This is a genomic window from Carnobacterium jeotgali MS3, assembly GCF_000745125.1.
Classification (GTDB): Bacteria; Bacillota; Bacilli; order Lactobacillales; family Carnobacteriaceae; genus Carnobacterium_B; species Carnobacterium_B jeotgali.
Map to the genome: position 1 here is coordinate 429,444 of NZ_JQNF01000010.1, position 21,393 is coordinate 450,836.

Sequence of the window (21,393 nt, forward strand, 5' to 3'; positions counted from 1 at the left end):
TCCTCCAATTTAATTTAACGTATCTTTTGTATTAGTTTGATGCAGGGATAAATTTAAAGATTTCATCCTCATAAACATGTAAGAACTTGCTACATACCAAGTCAATAATATATCCTCCAACGAAAGGAATTACAAAATAGGCTAATAAAACATTTAACAACCCAGTTCCCATATTGAAAGCTTGAATAGGTCCAACTAGTCCCACGATTCCAAAACCAGCTGTTTGCGGAGTTCCATGAATCGTAAGAACATAAACCCCTATACCTGAAACAATGGCATTCAGCACAACAGGAATCATGATTTTTGGGTACTTAATTAAGTTAGGAATCATCATCTTCATAGCACCAAGTAAGATGGCCAAAGTGGTTCCTGTTTGATTAATTCGGATAGAGCCGATAACAAGAATAGCTGTACATGCTGTCACTCCTACTGCTGCAGCACCAGCTCCTAAACCAGATACGCCAATAGCAATTCCAATCGCTACTGTTGAGATCGGTGAAATAATTAATACTGAGAAAGCCACCGAAATCAAAATAGCCATCACTAATGGTTGAAGAGTCGTGAAGCTATTGATTAAATTCCCTATTGTAGAAGTAATCATTCCAACATATGGTAACATAATCAAACCAATTGTTCCTACCCCAGCACCAACAATAATTGGCATCAAGATCAATGTCAATGAGCCTAATTTGCCTTGCAATAAACGGGTAACAAAAACGGCAATAGCAGAAACAAGCATAACATTTATTAAATCTCCGATGCCAACTAATTGAACACCCGTTTCGGTAACTTTATAAGCACCAGATCCTAAGAATGTTGCTGCTCCAATAACGACACTTTCCATTCCGTTCATTTTAAACTGTAAAGCTACAAGCACACCAATAATAGCGGGTGTAATAAATTGCATAACCATAACCACACTTGATAGCAGTGCAAATATAGATCCATAAGGAATAAGAGCTTTAAATATCGACCCTAGTATCGCATTAGCAATCAATCCGATAACAATACCCGATGCCGTTCCTCCTAAAACCTTGTTTAAATAATCTTTACTCGTATATTTTACTGTATCTCCCATTAAACTCAACCTCTCTTGTTTTATTAAATGAATAATTAACCCTTTTTTATATTTGTTAAACTATTCACTAATATTTACTACTAGTTAAATTTATCACAATCTATCTTTCGTTTCAATATAAATATCATATTCTAATTTTTTACTCATCTGTTTTTTTCGCGTAATTGATTGGTATACTTATCTAAACAATCATCTTTCCTATTACAAACAACGTATATAAAGACTCGTTTGAAAGATGACTATGCTTAAAATACCAATTGATTTCAAATACAAATTTAATTTTCCAACTTAATACCCATCTAATTGCTCAACGAATAACAAAACAAACCATTTAATTACCTAATCACTAATAAAAAAATCTATCTGAACATTTTCTTGCATAAAAAAACATTTTATCAAATTTTAAAAGTACTCTCAAATATTAGTCACCTCATCACACAAAAAGAAAGAAAGAAAGAGCAAAATTTAAAAATTGAAGAATTTGCTCTTTCTTGTTTAAAACATTTTACTAATTATTTGATGAAAATGTACCAATTGGCAATTGATCATTTAACAATTCGTCTGATGGATCTAAACTTCTTTTTTGCTTTTTACCGGTTTCCCAATAAAGAATCATAATACCAATTGTTAAAATTAAACTTAAAATATACGTTAGCCTACTCAATCCCATACCTAAGCCAATTGGTTCACTAAATATATAGACCACACAAGCATATAGCATGAATATTCCGGGAAGAAGAGTCACGAAATAGTTTTTATTTTTTAAATATAAATAACGTGTAGAGACTAATAGAGAAATTACTGCCGTAACTTGATTTGCCCAGTTGAAATATCTCCATAAAATATTAAAATCAACTTGCGTTAAGATTAAAGAAATAATGTATAGAGGAATGGTTACCATCAATACTTTTTTCAGTGTATCTTGTTTAATATGCAAGTAATCTGCAGCTATCGTACGTAAACTTCTAAAAGCAGAAAGACCTGAAGAGATTGGCAATACAATTACACCAATAATCGCAACTGTCCCAAAGACACTACCCAACAACATGTAAGATACTTGGTTCACTACAAGTGATGGCGTCCCATTATTGATCATTTGACTGAGTGTTTGTCCATTAAATAAAGACATAGATGCCGCAGCCCAAATCATTGCAATCACACCTTCAGCAATCATCATGCCATAAAAAGTAAAGCGTCCTTCTTTTTCATTTTTAGACGTTCTAGAAACCATTGGCGCTTGTGTAGCATGAAAACCAGATAAAGCTCCACAAGAAATGGTAAAGAATAGCGCAGGAAAAATAGGTGTCCCTTCTGGATTGAAGTTTTGCATCGTCCCTGGTGTTAAGTTTGGTATGCTGTGTCCACCAAAAATCAAGCTCAATCCAATAGCTAGCGTGCTGATAATTAAAATAGCTCCAAAATAAGGATAAACAGCCCCCATTGCTTTATCGATTGGCAAAATGGTTGAAATGAGATAATACATAAAGATTAATCCAATGATTACACCTAATGTTAACCAGTCAGGTGTAATACTTTCAATCAAATTAGCTGGTGAAGTAACGAAAACTGTACCAACTAACATCAGAAGCAGCATAGAAAAAATATTCACCACATGTTTTACCGGTTTCCCTAAGTATTTGCTAGCTAATTCTGGCAAGTGGGCACCATCATTTCGTAAAGAAATCATACCTAGCATATAATCGTGCACTGCTCCTCCTAGAATACAACCTACGATAATCCAAATGTAAGCAACTGGTCCGTAAAGCGCTCCCATTATTGGTCCGAAAATAGGGCCTGTTCCTGCAATATTTAATAATTGAATAATAGCATTTTTAGATTTAGACATTGGGACAAAATCGTAGCCGTCTCTCAATGCTTCTGCAGGCGTTGTACGATCCGGATCAATACCAAAATTCTTTTCAATATACTTTCCATAAATAAAATAACCTAAAATTAATAACGCGATACCACCCAACAACGTAATCATTTTTCCTACCTCCTTATAGTATTAAGCAAAAAATTGGCGTTGCCAATTTTTTTATAGCCCTACTGTACTATAAAAAATGAGGTTTAGGATCCAAATCAAGCTGACATAGCAAAACTGCTAGCTAAAGTGCCCGCCAGCAGTTCTCAAATTCATTTAATCAATGAGCCATTACAATCCTACTTCTTCTTTAAATTGTTTCATATAATGTCTACTTACCGGGATTTTCACTTGATTGCTCATCGTAACGAGAAACGTATGGTTAAACCACGGCTGTATTTCTAGGATCTCTTTCATGTTAAGCAAATAAGAGCGGTGTACTCGCAAAAAAGCATGCCCTTTCACTTTTTCTTCATAGGCGTTTAAAGGTTCAGTCGCAGTGTATTCTTTCTCATCAGTATAGATAGTTGTAATGCCGTTTTCCACAGCGATAGCAATAATGTCTTCGATTTTAACAATGTAGATACGCTCGTCCATTTGAATAGGGATCGTCTTTAAGTATTCTTGTTTGTCCTCCGCTTGCAATTGTACCCGTTCTTTTTGATATCTAGTGTACGCTTTTTGGACAGCATCTTGAATTCGAGGCAATTCAAACGGTTTTAAAACGTAATCCGTTGCATTTAATTCAAATGCTTTTATGGCATATTCATCATAAGCGGTCGCAAAAATAATCATTGGCGGATTCTTTAACTGGTTGATTTTATTCGCTAACGTCAGTCCGCTTTCACTGGTCAAATGAATATCTAAGAAAATCAAATCTATTTCATGCTGCAGCATTTTTTCCAAAGCTTCTTCAATAGATTCGGCTTCAACGATAGCTGTAATTCCTTCACAACGTTCCAATAAATACGCCAGTTCATTTCTAGCTAATGGTTCATCATCCACTATTAAGGTATACATTTTTATCCCTCCATTCCTTGGTAAGGTATCTTGCAAAAAACAACGGTTCCTTGTTCTGAAGATTTAAAGTTCAATTGAGCTTTATCCCCAAATAAACTGATCAGGCGCTTATTTAAATTTTCTAAAGCTGATCCGGTTCCTTTTTCAGAAGTAACACTTTCTTTGCCTAATTTTCCAAGCCTATCCTCTTCTATCCCATAACCATTGTCTTGTACACTTACGAGAATGTCCTGATTCATCTTATTGACCGTTACTTGGACTAGATTATCCACTTTCCGGTTTTTAAATGCATGTTTAAAGGCATTTTCTACCAATATTTGAATCACAAATGGAGGCAATAAAATATTCTTCAACCCATTTTCTATGTTCATTTCGACCTGATAGCGATCTGGAAAGCGCGCTTGTTCCAACTTCATATAAGCTTCTACTTGAAGCAGTTCTTTTTCTAAAGGAATCACATTCGTTCTGGCACCTTGCAGATTAGATCGGAAAAAGGTACTCAACTGCAGCAACATTTCGCGAGCTTTCTCACTATCCACTCGAATCAATGCAGAAATGGTATTGATGGTATTAAAGAAGAAATGTGGATTTACTTGAGCTTGCAACGATTTGATTTCTGCATCTTGCAATAGTTGACTTTGCAATTCCATTTCGCCAAGTTCAATTTGACTGGAAAATATAGTAGCCAAGCCTTCCGCTAATTGTCTTTCAACAAAGGTCAACTTTGAGGCGTCAGTGAAATACAACTTTAACGTTCCAATCGTTTTTTCCTTTGACTTTAAAGGAATAACGATTGCAGCTTCTAATGGGCAGCCAGGGTGATCACACCCGATTTCTCCATGAGAATGTGCTTCTTTGATCTCTCCCGTTCGCAAAACTTCTTTAGATAAGTTGGTCACTATTTTTTTTGACGGAAAATGATGATCACTGGCTGCACCAACATGTGCTAAAATGCTATCTTTGTTGGTGATGCTTACAGCTGAAACTTTGATCAGCTTCTGAATGATTTTTGCTGCTTGCGTACAGGATTCTTCATTCATGCCCGAACGAAAATAAGGCATCGTTTCATTGGTCAATTGGAAAACATCATGGGTTTGGACGGCTCTTGTCTGTTCTTCCTGCCGCAATGTTGAGTCAATGATCGACAAGAAAATCCCTGTTCCAATACTGTTCGTCAAAATCATGGGCAACCCAATAAATTTGACTAAATTTACAGCTTCTTGGAAGTTTGTACTTAATAAAATAATACACACCATTTGGACAGCTTCCATTGCTGCACCAAAGACGAGTCCCTCTCCAACTTTTGGATAAGTATTTTCCCGAATAGACTTCAACCCATATAACCCGGAAAATAATCCAACTAATATAGATGAAATCACGTAAATATAAGCGTCCATTCCGCCTTGAAGATAGCGGATAGCTCCCGAAATGATTCCTACACTCACACCTATGATCGGTCCTCCTATCAATCCTGAAACACCAATCGTCAATACACGTGTATTAGCCAGCGAAGAATGGGTGGCTAAGTCAGTAAATGGTTGATCGATCATAATTTGATTTCCGTCAATTTCTATACCGGTAAAATTAGAAATAATAGCAAATATTCCGAATACTACAATCAGCTGAACCATCGTACTTGCTCTTCTTCGATTTCCTAAAAGATTTTTAAAATAAGGAATATTCATTAAAATATATGCCAAAATAATAATCAATCCGCCACGTTCAAGCATTAAAATAAATAAGTTGAACATCTTTTCACTTCCTAAAGTTTGATGTCTTTAGTTTACCTTACAAAAACCCGTTATGCACACAAATAAATAGAGCTCCACCATCAATTGACGCAGAGCTCTGTTTGTTCATTTTTCTATCTATTTTATTGAGTATTATTATTTTTGTATTCTAAAATGTCTCCAGGTTGACAGTCTAATGCTTTGCAAATCGCCTCTAAAGTTGAAAAACGGATCGCTTTTGCCTTTCCATTTTTCAATATCGAAAGATTAGCCATTGTAATTCCAACCTTTTGGGAAAGTTCGGTTACGCTCATTTTTCGTTTAGCCAACATTACATCAATATTGATTATAATTGCCATATTATTCACCTCAGATTAGACTATTAAATCATTTTCCTTTTTTATCTCAATAGCATCTTGCAAAAGTCTTTGAAGAACAGCAGCAAAGACTGCGATAACCAATGATGCAAAAATTGGAACCATTCCGACTAAGACAAGCCCTGGGGCATCATCTATTTGTGCTAAACCAAAAACAAATGGTAGAATTACCACATATAAACCACTGATTATCAATGCACAAAATTTAATCTTTTTTAGCGCTTTAACAGATAGATCAGAGAACGCTTGGTTCTTGTCAATATAGCTTAACAATTTAAATGCCTGATACAGAGCAATGAAAAAAGGGATAGTAGATATATAAATACCAATTATGATGGGATAGAGTACTTGGTCATAATCTGGATTTGCCGGATTACTTATTAACCCAATCAATCCGAATATACACAATGCAATAATCGGAAGACCAATAAAAAGAACGGCTAACTTCAAAAACAATGTTGTTCCTCGTTTCATAAAATAACCTCCTCACTTAGTATATATAAATATTAACTTGTTTTTTATCGAATATCAATAAATATATATCATTTTAGGATAAACTTATATTGTTATCAAAAAATAAGGCACATTAATAATTTGTTCCATAAAGTTATTTGACTAACAAGGTTGTAAAATATATAGTTGAAACAAGAATTACTCAAAAAGTTTATTTACTAATAGGATCGATCACTTTCTCAGAGCGACTACCTTAATTTCAGGAGGGATTACATGGACATCTTTTCAGACTATTTAGCAAACATTGATAATATACAACAGCGGGAACGAACAGAAGAAGTACTAACTTGGGTAGCAAAGACCTTTCCAAAATTGAAACCAAGAGTTGCATGGAATCAGCCCATGTTTACCGATCACGATACATTTATTATTGGCTTTAGCGTATCCAAAAATCATATGTCTGTTGCGCCTGAAAAAGTAGGAATCCGTCAATTTTCTAATGAAATTGTACAAGCTGGCTATAATCCCACTAAGGAAATTTTCCGTATCCAGTGGAACAGCCCGATAGATTTCTCATTACTTGAAAAAATAATCGAATTTAATATTTTAGATAAAGCAGATTGTTCAACTTTTTGGCGAAAATAAGGAGTTTTCAATGAGAAAAATAATCGATTACAAGTAATTGGTACTGTTCTTTTAGATAGTGGTTTTCTGTTATATTTTATTGTTTTTTCACACAATTTAACCCTATCTATATCTGATATTAAAGAATGGATCACGATAATACTGGTACTGATTTTTTCAGTCTATACAACGTTTGACACATTCAAAAAAATTATTCTAAAGTAATGCTAAGGAGAAGGAGAAGGAATATGAGAACTAGAAAACAACTTATAGTTACGCTATTACTAGTTTTTCTGGCAGTTATTCTAAGTACTAACTTTAGATTTTCACCTGCAATAGATAATCTATTCTTACTATTTTTTGTTTTATTAGGATGCTGGTTTTCTTATGTTAATTACAAAAAAAAGAACAACTGATGTATACTAAACAGCATCACACTGCTTTTAACTATTTTTGATTTTTTTACAGCAATTTTATTTAGTAAAGGAGAATTTCTATGAAACATTATTTTCATTTGCCAATAGATTCAAAATTATCACTTGTACAACCTACTGTAGACATGGCATCTACGCTTTTTGATCTGGTGGATAGCGATAGAGAACACATCAGACAATTCCTTGACTTTGTGGACGTAACTAAGGAACCAACTGATGAGATCAAGTACATAAACATGAAATTATCAGGTCAAGTAAAAGGAACAGATAGACTATTTTTAATTTCATATGAAGATAAATTAGTTGGTTCTATTGATTTACATTTTATTGATTCTCGCAATAAAAAAGCAGAAATAGGCTATTGGATCCATTCTTCTCAAGCAAAAAAAGGACTAACAACTAAATGTGTAAAAAAAGTATGTCAAATAGCTTTCGAAGAAATGGGATTAAATAAACTAACTATTGTTGCTGATACTGAAAACATAGGCAGTAATGCAGTGGCCTTAAAAAGTGGATTTTCTCTAGTTGGAACAGATAAAGAAGATATCATTATGTATGGTGATTTACGCGATATGAACAACTATTCTCTTTTGAAATCTGAATTTAAGCTTTAAAAATCCAAGTAGTTCAAGAGGGTATGAGTAGTTTATTTAGTTGTCATTTTTGTTGGCGTCTGTTTAATTTTTTCAATGATTTAAAACTACTAAACTTTGAAAGAGCGGAGTATTCAAATGAATAAACTAAAAGAAATACTATTCATTATATTGATATTCTTTATTTTTTATTCCATGTTCTGTACATTAATAGCTTTAATAGTCGCAACATACCAAACAGTTAGATATAAAGCATCGTTCAAAGAGTCGTACAGAGACACTTTTTTGTACTTTATCTTTGAAATGTTTGATCCATTCAATTATTTTTAAAAGTATTAGTCAAGTTATAACGGTCTTTGCTATGACCTATCCTACTTAACATGAAAAAACACTTAATTTCTTTTGACATTAAGTGTTTTTCTTCTATTCTATATGTAACATCTTAGTCAATTATGTCTAATTAGGATGTTTATTTATTTTTTTTAGCTCTTCACTGATTTCACTTAAATACTTATTTTGTTCTTTCATTAATTTCAATACTGCATAAACAACGACTACCAAAACTACCGGCCAAAATAAAATAATTAACACACTATAAAGTTGAAACAGAACATCTGAAAAAACCATAAAATTCCTCCCTAATATCATATTTATTAGTTTATTTATAACATGCGGTATCTATATAAGTACATGACTATTCAAATCATCTGTCTCACCTTTTCACTCATAAGCCTATTTAGTTTACCTCAAAAAAAGAAAGCGTTATCCTTAATATAACCTATTAAGGAGGCCTTTTTATGAAAAAAAAGAAAATTCCCCAATTTTTAATAATGGGGCTATGTGGTGCAGTATTGGTAGGATGTTCAACTAATGGAGATACAGGCGACACGTCATCATCTGACAATGAGTCAGATGAAACGCAAAGCATGGACACAACTAGCAGTGAAAGCAGTTCAGCTGCTTCTGAAGCAAGTAGTAGTTCAAGTAGCGAAGAAGCAACCAGCTCTTCTTCTGTTAATGAAGAAAGCCAAGAAACGCCTTCGTACCAACCTATTGGGATATCTTCTGAATTGAAAATGAACCCTGATCATGTCTTATTGCCAACAGCTTTTCCAACTACTGAATCCTCTTCAGTTACAGCCGATATAATAACAAATGAAGTAGATAACTATACCGTTAGTTATACGGATGACCAAGGAGAATTAGCTGAAGTTACTGGAACAATTTATGGAAATTCCGATTTGGCAAGTGAAGAAATGGATACCTTCTCAAATGGAAAATCCATAAGCCCCTATGAGGAAGGCGGTTCAGATTTGGGCTATGGTATTACCGGCTATGGAGAAGGCGCTGCTGGGACTCAATACTTTAGCTGGGAAGAAGGAAACTGGCTGTTTTCTATCCGTTCTGTTAGTGAAGATCAAATGGATAACCCTGGAATTGCAAAAAAAATAGTGGACTATTTAGAAGTTCATTATCTTCCAGCTCCTGATGATCAAGGTGTCGTTTATATACAATATCCACAAGGTGGAGAAGAAGTTAATGTGGATATTCGTTGGCAAGATGGCAACATAGTTTATCAACTGAGAACTACTAGAGTTCCATTAAAAGCATTAGAAATGACCGTTTCAATGAAACAATCATAAAGGTTAAACCTTTCTCTTTATCAAACACAAACTCGTCTAAATTTGGAAGAGCAAAAAAAGAACTGCCTCACAGAGGCAATTCTTTTTTTTATAGTTTATCTTTTATTTTATTCACGATGCCTTTTGTAGGAGTTGTAGCTGGTTCAATATCAATTGATTTCTGAACCATTTCATGTCGTTCTCTTAAATTCTCATCGATCTTTTTATTCCACAATTCTTTTTGTCTTTTTTTAACGATTGACTCCATTGCCTTAGGAATGACATTCCGATAGTCGTTCGTTTCGCCAGTCATTACTTTAATAGCCTCTTTGATGAGCTCTTCAGGATCAAATTGTTCATAAGGGAACGCTAGCTGTGTATAGTCGAAAATGCGTTCTTCTGGATTATCTCTCCAAGTTCTCCAAGCTTCAAACTCGCGGTCATTGAAGCCCGTCAAGTAAGGTCCAGGATTAATGGTTGACACTTGTACATTAAATTCCTGAAGTTCTTTGCTTAAAGACTCGGCAAATGCTTCCAATGTAAATTTTGATCCGCCATAAGGTCCTGATAATGGATCTGCCATCAGACCAGAAACAGAAGACATAAACACGATTTTTCCTCTTTGTTTCTTAACCATTGCTTTGGCTATTTTTTGAGTTAATAAAATTGGTCCGAATACATTTACTTCAAATTGATTACGCAATCGTTCTTCTGGTATATCTACCAAAGATCCACCTTCTGAAATTCCAGCATTATTCAATAATACGTCAATATCCCATGTCCATGCTCTTTCTCTATCTGCTGGATTGGTCACGTCTAATTTCTCAACTTGTATCTCAATCTTCTTTTCTTCTGCTTCTTTTAAAAGTGCAGATACTTCCGACATTGTTTCGACTCCTGCGATAACTTTTTTTCCTTGTTCCGCCAGACCTAAAGCAATCCCTTTTCCAAATCCTGTACCTGCACCTGTAATCAAATACGTTTCTTGTACCATATACTATTCCTCCTAAAAGATTTAATAGATTGGTTAACACATAAGAAGTATAACGGTACATAGAAACCGTTTTCCAGTAATACGCATTAATTCCTATAATTTTTAAAAAAAGATAACTTAAAGAGAATAAACTCATTTTTTACTATTGAGGTTCCTCATTTTTTAAGACATAATAGTTTTAACGAGTACCTGATTCGTTCAAAGAAATTATACATAGAGAGTGGGTTCAATAATGGAAGAATATGAAGCTTTACAAGCAAAATTAAAGACTCTATTAAAAAAAGAAGCCTCTGCCAACATACGTTACAAAGAAAATAATGAACGCTACGAACTAGCAAAGGAAACTTTTGATAAAGAAAGTGAAGATGTCGAAAAGTTACAAGCGGAATCCTTGTCCACTTTTTTAAAACGGTTGGTTGGAAATTATGATAAAAAATTAGGCAAAGAAATGCAGGAACAGCTTACTGCTAAAATGGAATTAGATTTATCTTTAGCTTTATTGCTTGAAGCTAGAGAAGATTTAGCCGCTATTCAAGCCGCTGTTGAACAAAGTACTACTCAAATCAAACAACTAAAAGACGTTTTATACCGTCAAGACCCTCATTTTCGCGAAAAGATTACTGACGAAGAAATAAAACGGGCTCAACTAAATCAAGAATTACTTGAATTAGATGAAGCATCAGCTGCTGGAGAAAGAGTCTTGGAAGGAATTGACGATGCACTAAGGGATTTAGATTCAGCTGATTCTTTTTCAACTTGGGATATGTTTACAGACAGCAGCCTTATATTTGATATGATGAAATACGATAAAATTAATAAAGCTGAAACTAAAATGAGTCGCTTAGAACAACTATTAGAAAGTTACACTAAAGAACTAAAAGACCTTTCTTTAGATACTTATCTTAGCTATGAAAAATTTAGCGGCATGGGTAAAACTTTCGATATTTTCTTTGATAATCTCTTTTCAGATTGGGATACAAAAGCAAAAATTGGCCGCAATATTGATATGCTAGAAACACTCGGCAGATCAATCGCCGACTTACAAGGTAAACTTAAACTAAATAGACAAGAACTAGAGAAACAAATCAAAGAATCAGAAACTTTATTTTAAGCTACGGCAAAAAGCTACCTAAAAAGCGTGTTTACTTTTAGATTAATTTCTATCAAGTAAATACGTTTTTTAATTTTATCAGTCTAGTAAACTATTGTGTTCTTATCTACTATATAAATAGTATTTTTCATTCTTATCCTTCTCAAAAAGAGTTTGCGTGCCATATGGTTAGTTTTATCAAAAAGATAAGGTCCATAATCTATCCTTCAGTACCACATTTTCAGTTTTACCACACGCATACGGTTCTTATACTGAATTTACGCACCTTATGACGAGTATTCTATCCTCCGTATGGTACTTCAATTACTTTACTGCTTTAATTCTAGTTTAAAGCAAAAAATCCTATTCTATTCCCGAAACGGGTATAGAATAGGATTCATTTTTTCAAGCTTATCTAATTGTGTTAAGAGCTTTAGTCCATAACAACAAGTCATCAAACATGCCTTGTGCATTTACTTTATTGTAATCATTTGGTTTGAAAACACTCATATTTTCAAAATCAGCCATTAGAGAGAAGTTCGTTGTTGTGTGAACTGATGCCACACTTAATTCTCCTAAAATCACACGCATGTTTTCGTGAGCACGTGCGCCACCTAGGCTACCGTATCCAACTAATGCTGCTGCTTTGTTCGCTACTTCTACTTTTAAGAAGTCAGTCGCATTTTTCAATGCTCCTCCTACTGCATGGTTGTATTCTGGAGTGATAAATACGTATCCGTCAAATGAAGCCATTTTTTCAGACCAGGCTTGAATTGCTGCTCCAGCTGTTGCTTGGCGTTCTTCAGAAAGTTTAGCGCCTAATAATGGTAGATCGTAATCTGCTAATTCTACCATTTCGTATTCTACACCTTCATCATTTCTACTTATTGCAAAATCGTAAATCCATTGTGTTACTGCTGCTGAGTTTCTTCCTTCACGTACGCTTCCTGAGATAATACCGATTTTCATAATTTTGTTCCCCTTTTCTTCTACTGTTTTTTGTTCATTTTTTCCGAATAAAGCTTCACTCACTCTTGTAAAGACCGATTTGTTAGTCAATGTGTTTCCTCCATTACAGATTATTTAATTGAAGGTCCCCCACCAATTAACACTTACATTTCGTAAGTACATTTACTAGTATGCCATAGACTACAAATTATTTCAACACTAAATATTCTTAATTAAACGTTTTTACAAAAAATAAGTAAAATTCCAAATCGCTATCACCTTTTTCTTCTATAAATGTGCCAAAATTAAAAGGATAGTAAAAAAATGTTTATTATTTTTTTATCTTCTGATCCATTTGACAAAACAGATCAAACGTATTACAATTACCTCGAATTAGTAATAAATGAATTCGTACTTTTAAAAAACGTTTTATTAATCAACTATCTCAAAAGGAGCGATTTATATGAAAAAAACAGCAGGTATTCACCATATTACAGCTATCGTGGGGCACCCTCAGGAAAATGTCGATTTTTATGCCGGAATTTTAGGTTTGCGCTTAATTAAGAAGACCGTTAACTTTGACGACCCTGGTACGTATCATTTATACTTTGGCGATGATGGTGGAAAACCAGGTACCATTATCACTTTCTTTCCTTGGGCTGGAGCTGCACAAGGTAAAATCGGTGGCGGACAAGTTGGTATAACAACTTACGCTATTCCAGTTGGAACTTTATCTTATTGGGAAAACAGATTAGCAAAATTTGCAATTCCATTCGAAAAAACAACTCGTTTTGATGAAACTTATTTACAATTTGAAGATTACCATGGGTTGCAACTGGAATTGGTCGAACGTGCAGCAGGTCAACTAAACAATTGGTCTTTTGGAGAAGTAAACCCTGAAGTAGCCATAAAAGGTTTTGGTGGTGCTGTATTGTATTCAACTGATCCTGCTTCAACAATTGAAACGCTACAAGAAACTATGGGATTAGAAAAAGTTGCTGAGGAAGATGGTTTCGTTCGATTACAAGCTTATGGGGATATCGGGAATATTATTGATGTCAAACAAAGTACAGTAGCGCTTGGAAGTTTAGGCGTCGGAACTGTTCACCATATTGCATGGCGTGCAAAAGATGAAGCCGATCATGTAGAGTGGCAAGCTCATGTCCATAAAAATGGCTATGGCGTAACCGAAATAAAAGATCGCAACTATTTTAACGCTATTTATTTTAGAGAATATGGCGACATTTTATTTGAAATTGCAACCGATACTCCTGGATTTGCACATGATGAATCTTACGAAACTTTGGGACAAGAATTAAAATTACCGATTCAATATGAAAGTGCACGAGATCAACTAACAAACACACTTATTCCGATTGAAGTAAAAGAATTGGATTAATCCTATCACTAAAAAAAACAAATTGGAGGAATAATAAATGAAAGCATTTGAAGGAATCCACCATGTTACAGCTATAACAAGTAGTGCAGAAAAAATATACGATTTTTATACAAACATCTTAGGTATTCGCTTAGTCAAAAAAACGATCAACCAAGATGACATTCAAACGTATCACTTGTTTTTTGCAGATGAAAGCGGCAGTCCAGGAACGGATATGACTTTCTTTGATTTCCCAAATATCCCAAAAGGCACAAAAGGAACAGATGAGATTTCAAGAACTTCTTTCCGTGTACCAAATGATGCAGCATTAGATTATTGGGTTAAACGATTTGCTAAATATGCTGTTAACCATGGTGAAATCAAAGAATTATTTGGCGTTAAAACACTTCAATTTGAAGATTTTGATGAGCAGCAATATCAATTGATCTCAGATGAAACGGATACTGGAGTGGCTTCTGGTAACCCTTGGCATAAAGGACCCGTTCCTGATGAATTTGCCATTACTGGTTTAGGCCCTATCTTTTTTAGAGTCTCAAACTTCGATTATATGAAAGAAGTTCTTGAAAAGGTTCTTTTTTTCAAAGAACTTGCAGTCGATGGACAATACCATCAATTTGAAGTAGGCGATTTTGGCGGAAATGGCGCACAGATCATCGTTGAATCGAATACAATTTTACCACGTGGAAGACAAGGTTACGGCAGCGTACATCATGTAGCTTTCCGTTCGAAAGATCGTGAAAATCTGGACTCTTGGACTGAACGCATGCAAAGTTTTGGTTTACCGAACTCAGGATACGTAGATCGTTTCTACTTTGAATCAACCTATACAAATATCTATCCTGGTATTTTATTTGAGTTAGCTACCGACGAACCTGGTTTTATCGATGATGAGGAATCGATTGACCATTTAGGAGAAACATTAGCTTTGCCACCCGCATTTAGAAATGATCGTGCCCGAATTGAATCATTGGTACGTCCAATTGATACTGTACGCAGTACTAAAGTATTCGAAAAAGAGTATTTAGCTTAAATATCCTGAATAGTTAGAAAGCCATAAAGGAGGACTAAAAAGTATGAAGCATTTGTTTATTAAAGGGAGCGACCAAACAAAACCCACTTTGCTTTTGTTGCATGGAACGGGTGGCACTGAACGTGATCTTCTCCCTCTTGCGGCAGAAATAGATCCAAGTGCCAATGTATTAAGCGTTCGAGGAAACATACTAGAAAATGGCATGTCCCGCTTTTTCCGCCGATTAGCTGAAGGAATCTTCGATGAAGAAGATTTAATTTTTCGTACTAAGGAATTAAACGAATTTCTTGATGAAGCTGCTGAACAATATGAATTTAACCGTACAAATATCTTAGCTTTAGGATATTCAAATGGAGCAAACATAGCAGCTAGTCTGCTATTCCATTACGAAAACGCCTTATCTGGAGCCATTTTACACCATCCAATGGTGCCTAGAAGAGGAATTGCTTTACCCGATTTAACGGATACGCCTATCTTTATTAGTGCAGGAACAAATGATCCAATCTGCCCTTCAAAAGAATCGGAAGAGTTATATGACTTATTGGAAAAAGCCCATGCTAAAGTTGACATTCATTGGGAAAGCAACCAACATCAATTAACCTATAGTGAAGTTGATGCTGCTGCTAAATGGTATCAAACAGCTTACTAATCACAGCTAATCCTATTAGATAATCCATAAAAGGAGGTATTTGATGGAAAAGACATTTCGTGAACAAGTCATTGGAACATGGAAACTGCTTGAATATACCCGCATAAATACAGATGGAAAGCGTTATTACCCTTTAGGAAAAGACGCTACTGGATTTCTTATGTACACACAAGATGGCTATATGTCCGCTCAATTGATGGCACAAGAACGACCTGAGTATACGCTTGAAGGATTGCACAACGGAACCCTTCAAGAAATGGCAAAAGCTGCACATGGCTATCATGCTTACTCGGGGCAATATGAAGTTGATGAAGAGAATCAAACACTTTATCATCATATGGAAGTGAGTATGATTCCTAATCGACTTGGTAAAATGCAAGACCGCAAGATTGTTATGGATGGCACCAAAATTACTATTACATCAAACGCCACTTCATCCTATATCGTTTGGGAGCGTGCCCCAGACCATAGCAAAAATAGTTTATAGCAGCTAAAAAGGATACACCTTTGATTGTTTAAAAGAGGTGTATCCTTTTTTAGTATTAAATTATAACGAACATATTTAGCTTATTTCTTTATTTTTTTGGAGCATCTTCACGAGAAAGGTGAATTGTCCCTTCTTCGTGTTCTTGTCCAGAATAGATTGTATACAATTTCAAAGCTTGTCCGCCCGTATTAATGATATTGTGCCACATATTCATTGGTACCAGTACAGCATCTCCTTTAGTGACAGCTCTCTCGAAATCTAGATTATCTTTGGTTGAGCCCATTTTACAGATGCCTTGTCCCTCTTCAATTCGAATGAACTGATCGATTCCTTCATGAACTTCCAATCCCGCTTCATCGTTTGGTTCGATGGACATCACCGTCAATTGTAATTTTTCACCTGTCCAAATTGCGATACGAAAATTATCATTTTGAGCAGTCGCATCTTGAATATTAACCATGTACGGCTTTTTACCATTATCTTTATATTCCATTTTTCCCCTCCTCCTAACAATTTTCCTAACAGTTTCATGAAATAGCATTCTGAACTTCACATTTATTGTAGCGCTTCCAAATAAAAAATTCATCTTTAGGAGACTTACTAACATGAGTAAAAATAGGTTTATTTTCCATTTCTAATGGTGAACAAATTCTACTATCTCTCGTTATTCAATTTCCGCTTCAATCATCGTTATTTCTCCATCAAATGAAACTTTACTTGTTCCACTATATTTATCTTCTTCATTTTCCGCCTATTCCCAAATTTGAACTACTAGTTGATTATTTATAAGACGACTATCTTTCCTCACAGCTTTATCTTCTTAAGAATAAGATCTGAAATAAAGAACCCGATAATGAGTGATCCTATAAACAATGCCAATGACGGAAATGCTTGATTCAATCCTTCACCATAAAAATAATCTTGGAACAACTTAAAAAGACCAAAACCTACCATAGCAGATGCTACAAATCCAATCATATAAAATAATAACGTATGCGTAAATGTGCTATTATCGCTGACTCTTTCATCGTCATTATTCATACTACCACCAGTGTGTGACGGCTCAGCACCATCTAATGAGTTTTTATCAGCATTTTGACCAACGTTTACTCTAGCATATAAAGAATTTGAAATATTATTCTGCTGGTTGTGTTTATTTAACTTGTCCCGATCGCTCATTTTAAACACTCCTTTATCTTCTCTACCTATTTATTTTTAGTATACCACAATAGAAAACGCTGTCTATTTTATACTTACAATGAATAGATACATTTTCATTACATAACATGTAGCGTTCTTATTTTTTGATAAAAAAGAGCTCCTAAAGAAGTAATTCTTAGGAGTCCTGTTTTTATGTTAGTTTAATTTTTTTCTGGCACTTAGGACAAATCTTGATGCTTCTTGTCCATCACTTTCCTTTTTTGCATCATAGAAAATGTCTGACTGGATATTTTGGTAGCCTATTCCTGCTAAAGTAGTTGCCAATGCTGATCTGTCCATTCCGTGGCCGTGGTCGCTTGAATCTTTTTCTTGTTTTTCCATTTCAATAATTAACAATTGACCATCTTCATTTAAGGTCTCATAAAATTTTGTTAATAGGCGGTGATTATCTTGAATATGATGCAATACAAGAGATAGGATGATTGTATCCACTTTGTTAGGAAGCTGAGCGTCTTTTTCAATATCCAGGCACAGTACTGACGCTTTTTTTGTATTTTTGTCTGCTAGTTTCTTCTCAACTTGTTCGATCATTTTTATAGACGCATCTATAAATAGCATAGATTTAAAATCCTCTAGCAAATCTAGTCCTACAAGTCCTGTGCCGCAACCAAAATCGATAGCTGATTTTTTATGACTTTCATCTAACAAATTACGTATAGCATCAGCAGCACGTTTAGCCATGTGCTTATTCTTTGGTGTATCATATTTTACTGCCATTTGATTGAATTCATATATATGTCCGATTGTTTTCACTCCGTTCTTTTTCATTCTGACTATTTTTGTATGCTCTGAAAAGCTTCTTCACAAGAATCGGCTATGATTCCTGCACCTGCCATATGACCTTGACTGGCAGAAACTATCAATTGAGAGGGTCCGGTTATTTCTCCTGCAGCATAAATTCCCTTTATGTTCGTATGTCCCATAACATCAGCGATAACAAAGCCTGCTTCGTTGACTTTTATACCTAATTGCGCAATGAACGGAAGTCTATTATCTAGTACTGTAGTACAGAAACCACCTGATCTGTTAATTTTTTCTCCACTTTCGAAAAAAATGCTCTGAAGTTCTCCGTCTATGCCTTTTAATTCAATAATCCTTTCTTCTATCAATCGAATATTATTTATTTCTAGCATTTTCTTCTGATCAGTATCAAAGATTTTATTTCCATTAGTTGTTACAATAAGGTTATCCGTCCAATTTTTCAATAACTTAAGAACATGTAATGCCTGAACTGATTCTGCTATGAGTATCAGGGGTCTATCTTTCATTTCCCATCCGTCACAGAAAGGACAAGAGAAAATACTGCTTCCATAATAGTTTTCAATTCCTTTAACATTTGGAAGCGTCTCTGTCACTCCTGTAGCTAAGACGATATTTTTAGCGTTTATTATGTCACCTGACTCAGTGGTTATTTCAAATGTATCTTCCGCCTTTTTTTCAATTGATAGAACTTTACTATTTTTTATAGAAATGGTTGGGTATTTCAGTAAATCTCTTCGACCCTTTTCTCTGAAAACTTCCGGCTTGGTACCATCTCTAGTTAAAAATGCATGGGTTTCATGCGTCACAGCATTTCTGGGTTTTTCTTCATCAATAAGGATTACTTGCTTTTTACCTCTTCCAGCTACTAAAGCAGCACTCATTCCGGCAGGGCCTCCACCGATTACAACAACATCAATCATTTCTTCTCCTCCTATAAACTCTATTAAGGACCTTTAATATCTGTAATTAAAACAAAAATTAGCTAAATACTAATTTCTTTCTTGCATTTGATTTAAAATACCAGCAATTGTCTTGTGCGCAAGTTCATCTTTCATCCTATCTTCTGAATCTGCTACTGCACGTTCAATCAAGCAATCTCTATTCCATTTGCCATCATGAGACATCATACAGTTTAATAGTGATTCTTTTCCTTCTATCGCTTGAATGATATCAAGAAACGTACACTCTTCTGGTGAACGTAATAAACGATATCCACCTTTCACTCCAGGAGTTGATGCAATCAGTCCTGCTTTTGATAATTTTGTCAGTATTTTTGATAAATAAGTGGCCGATATTCTCTGGTGTTTAGCTAAATCTTCTACTCTTACTGCTTCATCATTAGATTCCATTGCTAAATGAACCATAGAATGTAATGCATAATTTGTAGCTTTTGAGTACTTCATATTAATCTTCCTTTTAATTGTAGATTCATTTTATCTTTAATTGAATATAAGATAAATCTGATTTAAAGTCAACACATAAATTTATTTATAATAAAAAGACCTCTTTTTAGAGGTCACCATTCTGGTTTTTTTTATCATGATGCGTAGAATTTTTCTTGAATAACTCTTTACTTTGTTTATTAGCATTAATAAAGGTCACATTAGAGTCTTTATTTTTACTGATTAATTTATCAACAGCTTCAACAGCTGTTGAATCCCATAGAGTCATTGCACTAACATCAATAATCAGTTCTCCTTCATGTTCAAAGTCATGAACAAAAAAATCTGAAAATTTTTCAGCAGAGGCAAAGTAAAGATAACCATGAGCTTTGTAGTGATAGTCATCTTGATCTGTGCCTTTTTCTACTTGGAAATGAGCCATTTTAAATGCTGCAAAAATGGCACTTACTAAAGTCCCAGCAACTACACCATAAGCCAAATTATGTGTACCCAAAACGATCCCGACGGTTAATATCATAACAAAGCTTTCATTTTTAGGCATAACATTTAAGCGTTTAACAGATCGCCAATCAATCGTTTCATAGGCTACAACTACCATAACCGCTGCCAAAGCAATGATTGGAATTTGTACCACTACTTTATTAAATAGCACTACAGACATTAGCATAAAGAAACCAGACAAGAACGTCGCTAAACGACCGATACCGCCGTAATTAAGGTTGATGATGGTTTGACCAATCATCCCACAACCCGCAATACCACCAAAGAAACCAGATAACATGTTTCCAATTCCTTGACTCATAGACTCGCGATTTTTATCACTTGGTTCGTTCGTCAATTCATCCACTAATTGTGCTGTCAATAAGGATTCTACTAAACCGACTATCGCTACAGAAAGTGAAGTTGGCAAAATGATCTTTACTGTATCTAAATTCATAGGTACCCTTGGAATACCAAAATGAGGTAAGTCACTTGAAATAGTCCCTAAGTCACCTAACAGTTGGGCATTTAAATCTAATCCTAATACAAGAGCTGTAATCACTGCAATTGAAATAATGGGTGCAGGTATTTTTTTCGTTAATTTGGGAGCCAAAAAGATAATGGCAATTCCAATAATTCCAAGGACTATTAGGATTGGTCCGCCTTTGAAATGATCCAATTGAGACAAAAACATCATAATCCCCAAGCCGTTCACAAATCCAAGCATCACAGGCTTTGGAATGTAGCGCATTAATTTTCCTACCTTGAATATGCCTAACACCACTTGTATGATTCCCGCTAAAATGGTTGCCGCAAAAAGATATTCTATCCCATACTCAGCAACTAAATTTGCCAGTACCAGTGCAACTGATCCTGCAGCTGCAGAAATCAATCCTGTCCGCCCTCCAAAAAAAGCGGCAGTAGCTGTGATAAAGAACGTGGCATAGACTCCAATAATCGGTTCCACACCAGCAACTAGCATGAAGCCGATGACTTCTGGGAACAAAGCCAAACAGACAACAATTCCCGCTAGTATATCCCCTTTAATATTACCAAACCATTCATTTTTGTACTTTTGCATAACTACCTTCCTTTTCAAATACTTTAAAAAAATTCACATCAAATTATATTAACA

The 21,393-nt window shown here is 34.8% G+C and carries 23 protein-coding genes; 8 read left to right on the forward strand and 15 right to left on the reverse strand.

From position 1 onward, the window contains the following. Positions 1 to 31: 31 nt before the first annotated feature. The 6 genes from BP18_RS09565 to BP18_RS09590 form a co-directional block, all read right to left on the reverse strand. Complete coding sequence (locus BP18_RS09565) at positions 32 to 1,078, reverse strand: PTS transporter subunit IIC (protein WP_007721933.1); 1,047 nt, start codon at positions 1,076 to 1,078, stop codon at positions 32 to 34. A 508-nt stretch (positions 1,079 to 1,586) separates the two neighbouring features. Then, positions 1,587 to 3,065: a carbon starvation CstA family protein gene (locus BP18_RS09570; protein WP_007721935.1), complete on the reverse strand. Its 1,479-nt coding sequence runs from the start codon at positions 3,063 to 3,065 to the stop codon at positions 1,587 to 1,589. A gap of 168 nt (positions 3,066 to 3,233) precedes the next feature. Then, entirely contained in the window at positions 3,234 to 3,962 is a 729-nt protein-coding gene (locus BP18_RS09575; protein ID WP_007721936.1) for a LytTR family transcriptional regulator DNA-binding domain-containing protein, read from the reverse strand. A gap of 2 nt (positions 3,963 to 3,964) precedes the next feature. Next, positions 3,965 to 5,713 carry a sensor histidine kinase gene (locus tag BP18_RS09580; RefSeq protein WP_029276686.1) on the reverse strand — a complete coding sequence of 583 codons (1,749 nt, stop codon included), beginning with the start codon at positions 5,711 to 5,713 and terminating at the stop codon, positions 3,965 to 3,967. Positions 5,714 to 5,835: 122 nt separating this feature from the next. Beyond that, on the reverse strand, positions 5,836 to 6,051 hold the full coding sequence (locus BP18_RS09585) for a helix-turn-helix domain-containing protein (protein WP_023179262.1): 216 nt from the start codon (positions 6,049 to 6,051) through the stop codon (positions 5,836 to 5,838). 15 nt (positions 6,052 to 6,066) lie between these two features. After that, complete coding sequence (locus tag BP18_RS09590) at positions 6,067 to 6,543, reverse strand: DUF2975 domain-containing protein (RefSeq protein ID WP_029276689.1); 477 nt, start codon at positions 6,541 to 6,543, stop codon at positions 6,067 to 6,069. A 252-nt stretch (positions 6,544 to 6,795) separates the two neighbouring features. Between BP18_RS09590 and BP18_RS09595 the strand changes: the two genes are divergently transcribed. Further along, positions 6,796 to 7,167: an iron chaperone gene (locus tag BP18_RS09595; protein WP_029276691.1), complete on the forward strand. Its 372-nt coding sequence runs from the start codon at positions 6,796 to 6,798 to the stop codon at positions 7,165 to 7,167. A gap of 475 nt (positions 7,168 to 7,642) precedes the next feature. Then, positions 7,643 to 8,194 carry a GNAT family N-acetyltransferase gene (locus tag BP18_RS09600; protein WP_029276693.1) on the forward strand — a complete coding sequence of 184 codons (552 nt, stop codon included), beginning with the start codon at positions 7,643 to 7,645 and terminating at the stop codon, positions 8,192 to 8,194. A gap of 435 nt (positions 8,195 to 8,629) precedes the next feature. Here BP18_RS09600 and BP18_RS12620 read toward each other — a convergent pair whose 3' ends face one another. Further along, positions 8,630 to 8,800, reverse strand: a complete 171-nt coding sequence (locus BP18_RS12620) for a hypothetical protein (RefSeq protein WP_156097226.1) — start codon at positions 8,798 to 8,800, stop codon at positions 8,630 to 8,632. 170 nt (positions 8,801 to 8,970) lie between these two features. On the opposite strand from BP18_RS12620, the gene BP18_RS09605 reads away from it, so the two are divergent. Continuing rightward, the gene (locus BP18_RS09605; protein WP_029276695.1) at positions 8,971 to 9,816 is read left to right on the forward strand and encodes a hypothetical protein; all 846 of its coding nucleotides are present in this window, start codon (positions 8,971 to 8,973) and stop codon (positions 9,814 to 9,816) included. A gap of 88 nt (positions 9,817 to 9,904) precedes the next feature. On the opposite strand, the gene BP18_RS09610 is transcribed toward BP18_RS09605, so the two are convergent. Next, positions 9,905 to 10,789 (reverse strand): SDR family oxidoreductase, encoded by an 885-nt coding sequence (locus tag BP18_RS09610; protein ID WP_029276697.1) that lies wholly within the window; start codon positions 10,787 to 10,789, stop codon positions 9,905 to 9,907. A gap of 232 nt (positions 10,790 to 11,021) precedes the next feature. Here BP18_RS09610 and BP18_RS09615 point away from each other — a divergent pair, with 232 nt between their 5' ends. Then, a complete protein-coding gene (locus BP18_RS09615) occupies positions 11,022 to 11,900 on the forward strand; it encodes a coiled-coil domain-containing protein (RefSeq protein ID WP_029276699.1) in 879 nt (292 codons plus the stop codon). 390 nt (positions 11,901 to 12,290) lie between these two features. Here the strand turns inward: BP18_RS09615 and BP18_RS09620 are convergent, their stop codons facing one another. Then, positions 12,291 to 12,938, reverse strand: a complete 648-nt coding sequence (locus BP18_RS09620; protein ID WP_081835454.1) for an NADPH-dependent FMN reductase — start codon at positions 12,936 to 12,938, stop codon at positions 12,291 to 12,293. 352 nt (positions 12,939 to 13,290) lie between these two features. Between BP18_RS09620 and BP18_RS09625 the strand changes: the two genes are divergently transcribed. From BP18_RS09625 to BP18_RS09640, 4 genes are read left to right on the forward strand one after another with little or no spacing between them, the layout of a single operon-like run. Continuing rightward, on the forward strand, positions 13,291 to 14,226 hold the full coding sequence (locus BP18_RS09625; protein WP_029276703.1) for a ring-cleaving dioxygenase: 936 nt from the start codon (positions 13,291 to 13,293) through the stop codon (positions 14,224 to 14,226). Between the two features lie 37 nt (positions 14,227 to 14,263). Next, positions 14,264 to 15,256: a ring-cleaving dioxygenase gene (locus BP18_RS09630; RefSeq protein WP_029276705.1), complete on the forward strand. Its 993-nt coding sequence runs from the start codon at positions 14,264 to 14,266 to the stop codon at positions 15,254 to 15,256. Positions 15,257 to 15,299: 43 nt separating this feature from the next. Beyond that, positions 15,300 to 15,905 (forward strand): alpha/beta hydrolase, encoded by a 606-nt coding sequence (locus BP18_RS09635; RefSeq protein ID WP_007721974.1) that lies wholly within the window; start codon positions 15,300 to 15,302, stop codon positions 15,903 to 15,905. Between the two features lie 43 nt (positions 15,906 to 15,948). Next, the gene (locus BP18_RS09640; protein ID WP_007721975.1) at positions 15,949 to 16,392 is read left to right on the forward strand and encodes a lipocalin-like domain-containing protein; all 444 of its coding nucleotides are present in this window, start codon (positions 15,949 to 15,951) and stop codon (positions 16,390 to 16,392) included. A gap of 88 nt (positions 16,393 to 16,480) precedes the next feature. On the opposite strand, the gene BP18_RS09645 is transcribed toward BP18_RS09640, so the two are convergent. The 6 genes from BP18_RS09645 to BP18_RS09670 form a co-directional block, all read right to left on the reverse strand. Then, entirely contained in the window at positions 16,481 to 16,885 is a 405-nt protein-coding gene (locus BP18_RS09645; RefSeq protein ID WP_007721977.1) for a cupin domain-containing protein, read from the reverse strand. 311 nt (positions 16,886 to 17,196) lie between these two features. Further along, positions 17,197 to 17,571, reverse strand: coding sequence for a hypothetical protein (locus BP18_RS09650; RefSeq protein ID WP_029276708.1), 375 nt, complete (start codon positions 17,569 to 17,571; stop codon positions 17,197 to 17,199). 177 nt (positions 17,572 to 17,748) lie between these two features. Further along, positions 17,749 to 18,381 (reverse strand): class I SAM-dependent DNA methyltransferase, encoded by a 633-nt coding sequence (locus BP18_RS09655; protein WP_231549462.1) that lies wholly within the window; start codon positions 18,379 to 18,381, stop codon positions 17,749 to 17,751. Between the two features lie 5 nt (positions 18,382 to 18,386). Continuing rightward, positions 18,387 to 19,295 carry an NAD(P)/FAD-dependent oxidoreductase gene (locus tag BP18_RS09660; protein ID WP_029276712.1) on the reverse strand — a complete coding sequence of 303 codons (909 nt, stop codon included), beginning with the start codon at positions 19,293 to 19,295 and terminating at the stop codon, positions 18,387 to 18,389. Positions 19,296 to 19,364: 69 nt separating this feature from the next. Continuing rightward, positions 19,365 to 19,778, reverse strand: coding sequence for an RrF2 family transcriptional regulator (locus BP18_RS09665; RefSeq protein WP_029276714.1), 414 nt, complete (start codon positions 19,776 to 19,778; stop codon positions 19,365 to 19,367). Between the two features lie 106 nt (positions 19,779 to 19,884). After that, a complete protein-coding gene (locus BP18_RS09670; RefSeq protein WP_035050606.1) occupies positions 19,885 to 21,339 on the reverse strand; it encodes a SulP family inorganic anion transporter in 1,455 nt (484 codons plus the stop codon). Positions 21,340 to 21,393 lie beyond the last annotated feature (54 nt).

Excerpts from the sequence above, each read along its gene's own strand:
- BP18_RS09625 (WP_029276703.1), top strand. The coding sequence starts at position 13,291 with ATGAAAAAAACAGCAGGTATTCACCATATTACAGCTATCGTGGGGCAC.
- BP18_RS09650 (WP_029276708.1), bottom strand. The coding sequence starts at position 17,571 with ATGAGCGATCGGGACAAGTTAAATAAACACAACCAGCAGAATAATATT.
- BP18_RS09580 (WP_029276686.1), bottom strand. The coding sequence starts at position 5,713 with ATGTTCAACTTATTTATTTTAATGCTTGAACGTGGCGGATTGATTATT.
- BP18_RS09600 (WP_029276693.1), top strand. The coding sequence starts at position 7,643 with ATGAAACATTATTTTCATTTGCCAATAGATTCAAAATTATCACTTGTA.
- BP18_RS09645 (WP_007721977.1), bottom strand. The coding sequence starts at position 16,885 with ATGGAATATAAAGATAATGGTAAAAAGCCGTACATGGTTAATATTCAA.
- BP18_RS09590 (WP_029276689.1), bottom strand. The coding sequence starts at position 6,543 with ATGAAACGAGGAACAACATTGTTTTTGAAGTTAGCCGTTCTTTTTATT.
- BP18_RS09575 (WP_007721936.1), bottom strand. The coding sequence starts at position 3,962 with ATGTATACCTTAATAGTGGATGATGAACCATTAGCTAGAAATGAACTG.
- BP18_RS09610 (WP_029276697.1), bottom strand. The coding sequence starts at position 10,789 with ATGGTACAAGAAACGTATTTGATTACAGGTGCAGGTACAGGATTTGGA.
- BP18_RS09605 (WP_029276695.1), top strand. The coding sequence starts at position 8,971 with ATGAAAAAAAAGAAAATTCCCCAATTTTTAATAATGGGGCTATGTGGT.
- BP18_RS09630 (WP_029276705.1), top strand. The coding sequence starts at position 14,264 with ATGAAAGCATTTGAAGGAATCCACCATGTTACAGCTATAACAAGTAGT.
- BP18_RS09655 (WP_231549462.1), bottom strand. The coding sequence starts at position 18,381 with ATGAAAAAGAACGGAGTGAAAACAATCGGACATATATATGAATTCAAT.
- BP18_RS09570 (WP_007721935.1), bottom strand. The coding sequence starts at position 3,065 with ATGATTACGTTGTTGGGTGGTATCGCGTTATTAATTTTAGGTTATTTT.
- BP18_RS09615 (WP_029276699.1), top strand. The coding sequence starts at position 11,022 with ATGGAAGAATATGAAGCTTTACAAGCAAAATTAAAGACTCTATTAAAA.
- BP18_RS12620 (WP_156097226.1), bottom strand. The coding sequence starts at position 8,800 with ATGGTTTTTTCAGATGTTCTGTTTCAACTTTATAGTGTGTTAATTATT.
- BP18_RS09670 (WP_035050606.1), bottom strand. The coding sequence starts at position 21,339 with ATGCAAAAGTACAAAAATGAATGGTTTGGTAATATTAAAGGGGATATA.
- BP18_RS09640 (WP_007721975.1), top strand. The coding sequence starts at position 15,949 with ATGGAAAAGACATTTCGTGAACAAGTCATTGGAACATGGAAACTGCTT.
- BP18_RS09565 (WP_007721933.1), bottom strand. The coding sequence starts at position 1,078 with ATGGGAGATACAGTAAAATATACGAGTAAAGATTATTTAAACAAGGTT.
- BP18_RS09585 (WP_023179262.1), bottom strand. The coding sequence starts at position 6,051 with ATGGCAATTATAATCAATATTGATGTAATGTTGGCTAAACGAAAAATG.
- BP18_RS09635 (WP_007721974.1), top strand. The coding sequence starts at position 15,300 with ATGAAGCATTTGTTTATTAAAGGGAGCGACCAAACAAAACCCACTTTG.
- BP18_RS09660 (WP_029276712.1), bottom strand. The coding sequence starts at position 19,295 with ATGATTGATGTTGTTGTAATCGGTGGAGGCCCTGCCGGAATGAGTGCT.
- BP18_RS09595 (WP_029276691.1), top strand. The coding sequence starts at position 6,796 with ATGGACATCTTTTCAGACTATTTAGCAAACATTGATAATATACAACAG.
- BP18_RS09665 (WP_029276714.1), bottom strand. The coding sequence starts at position 19,778 with ATGAAGTACTCAAAAGCTACAAATTATGCATTACATTCTATGGTTCAT.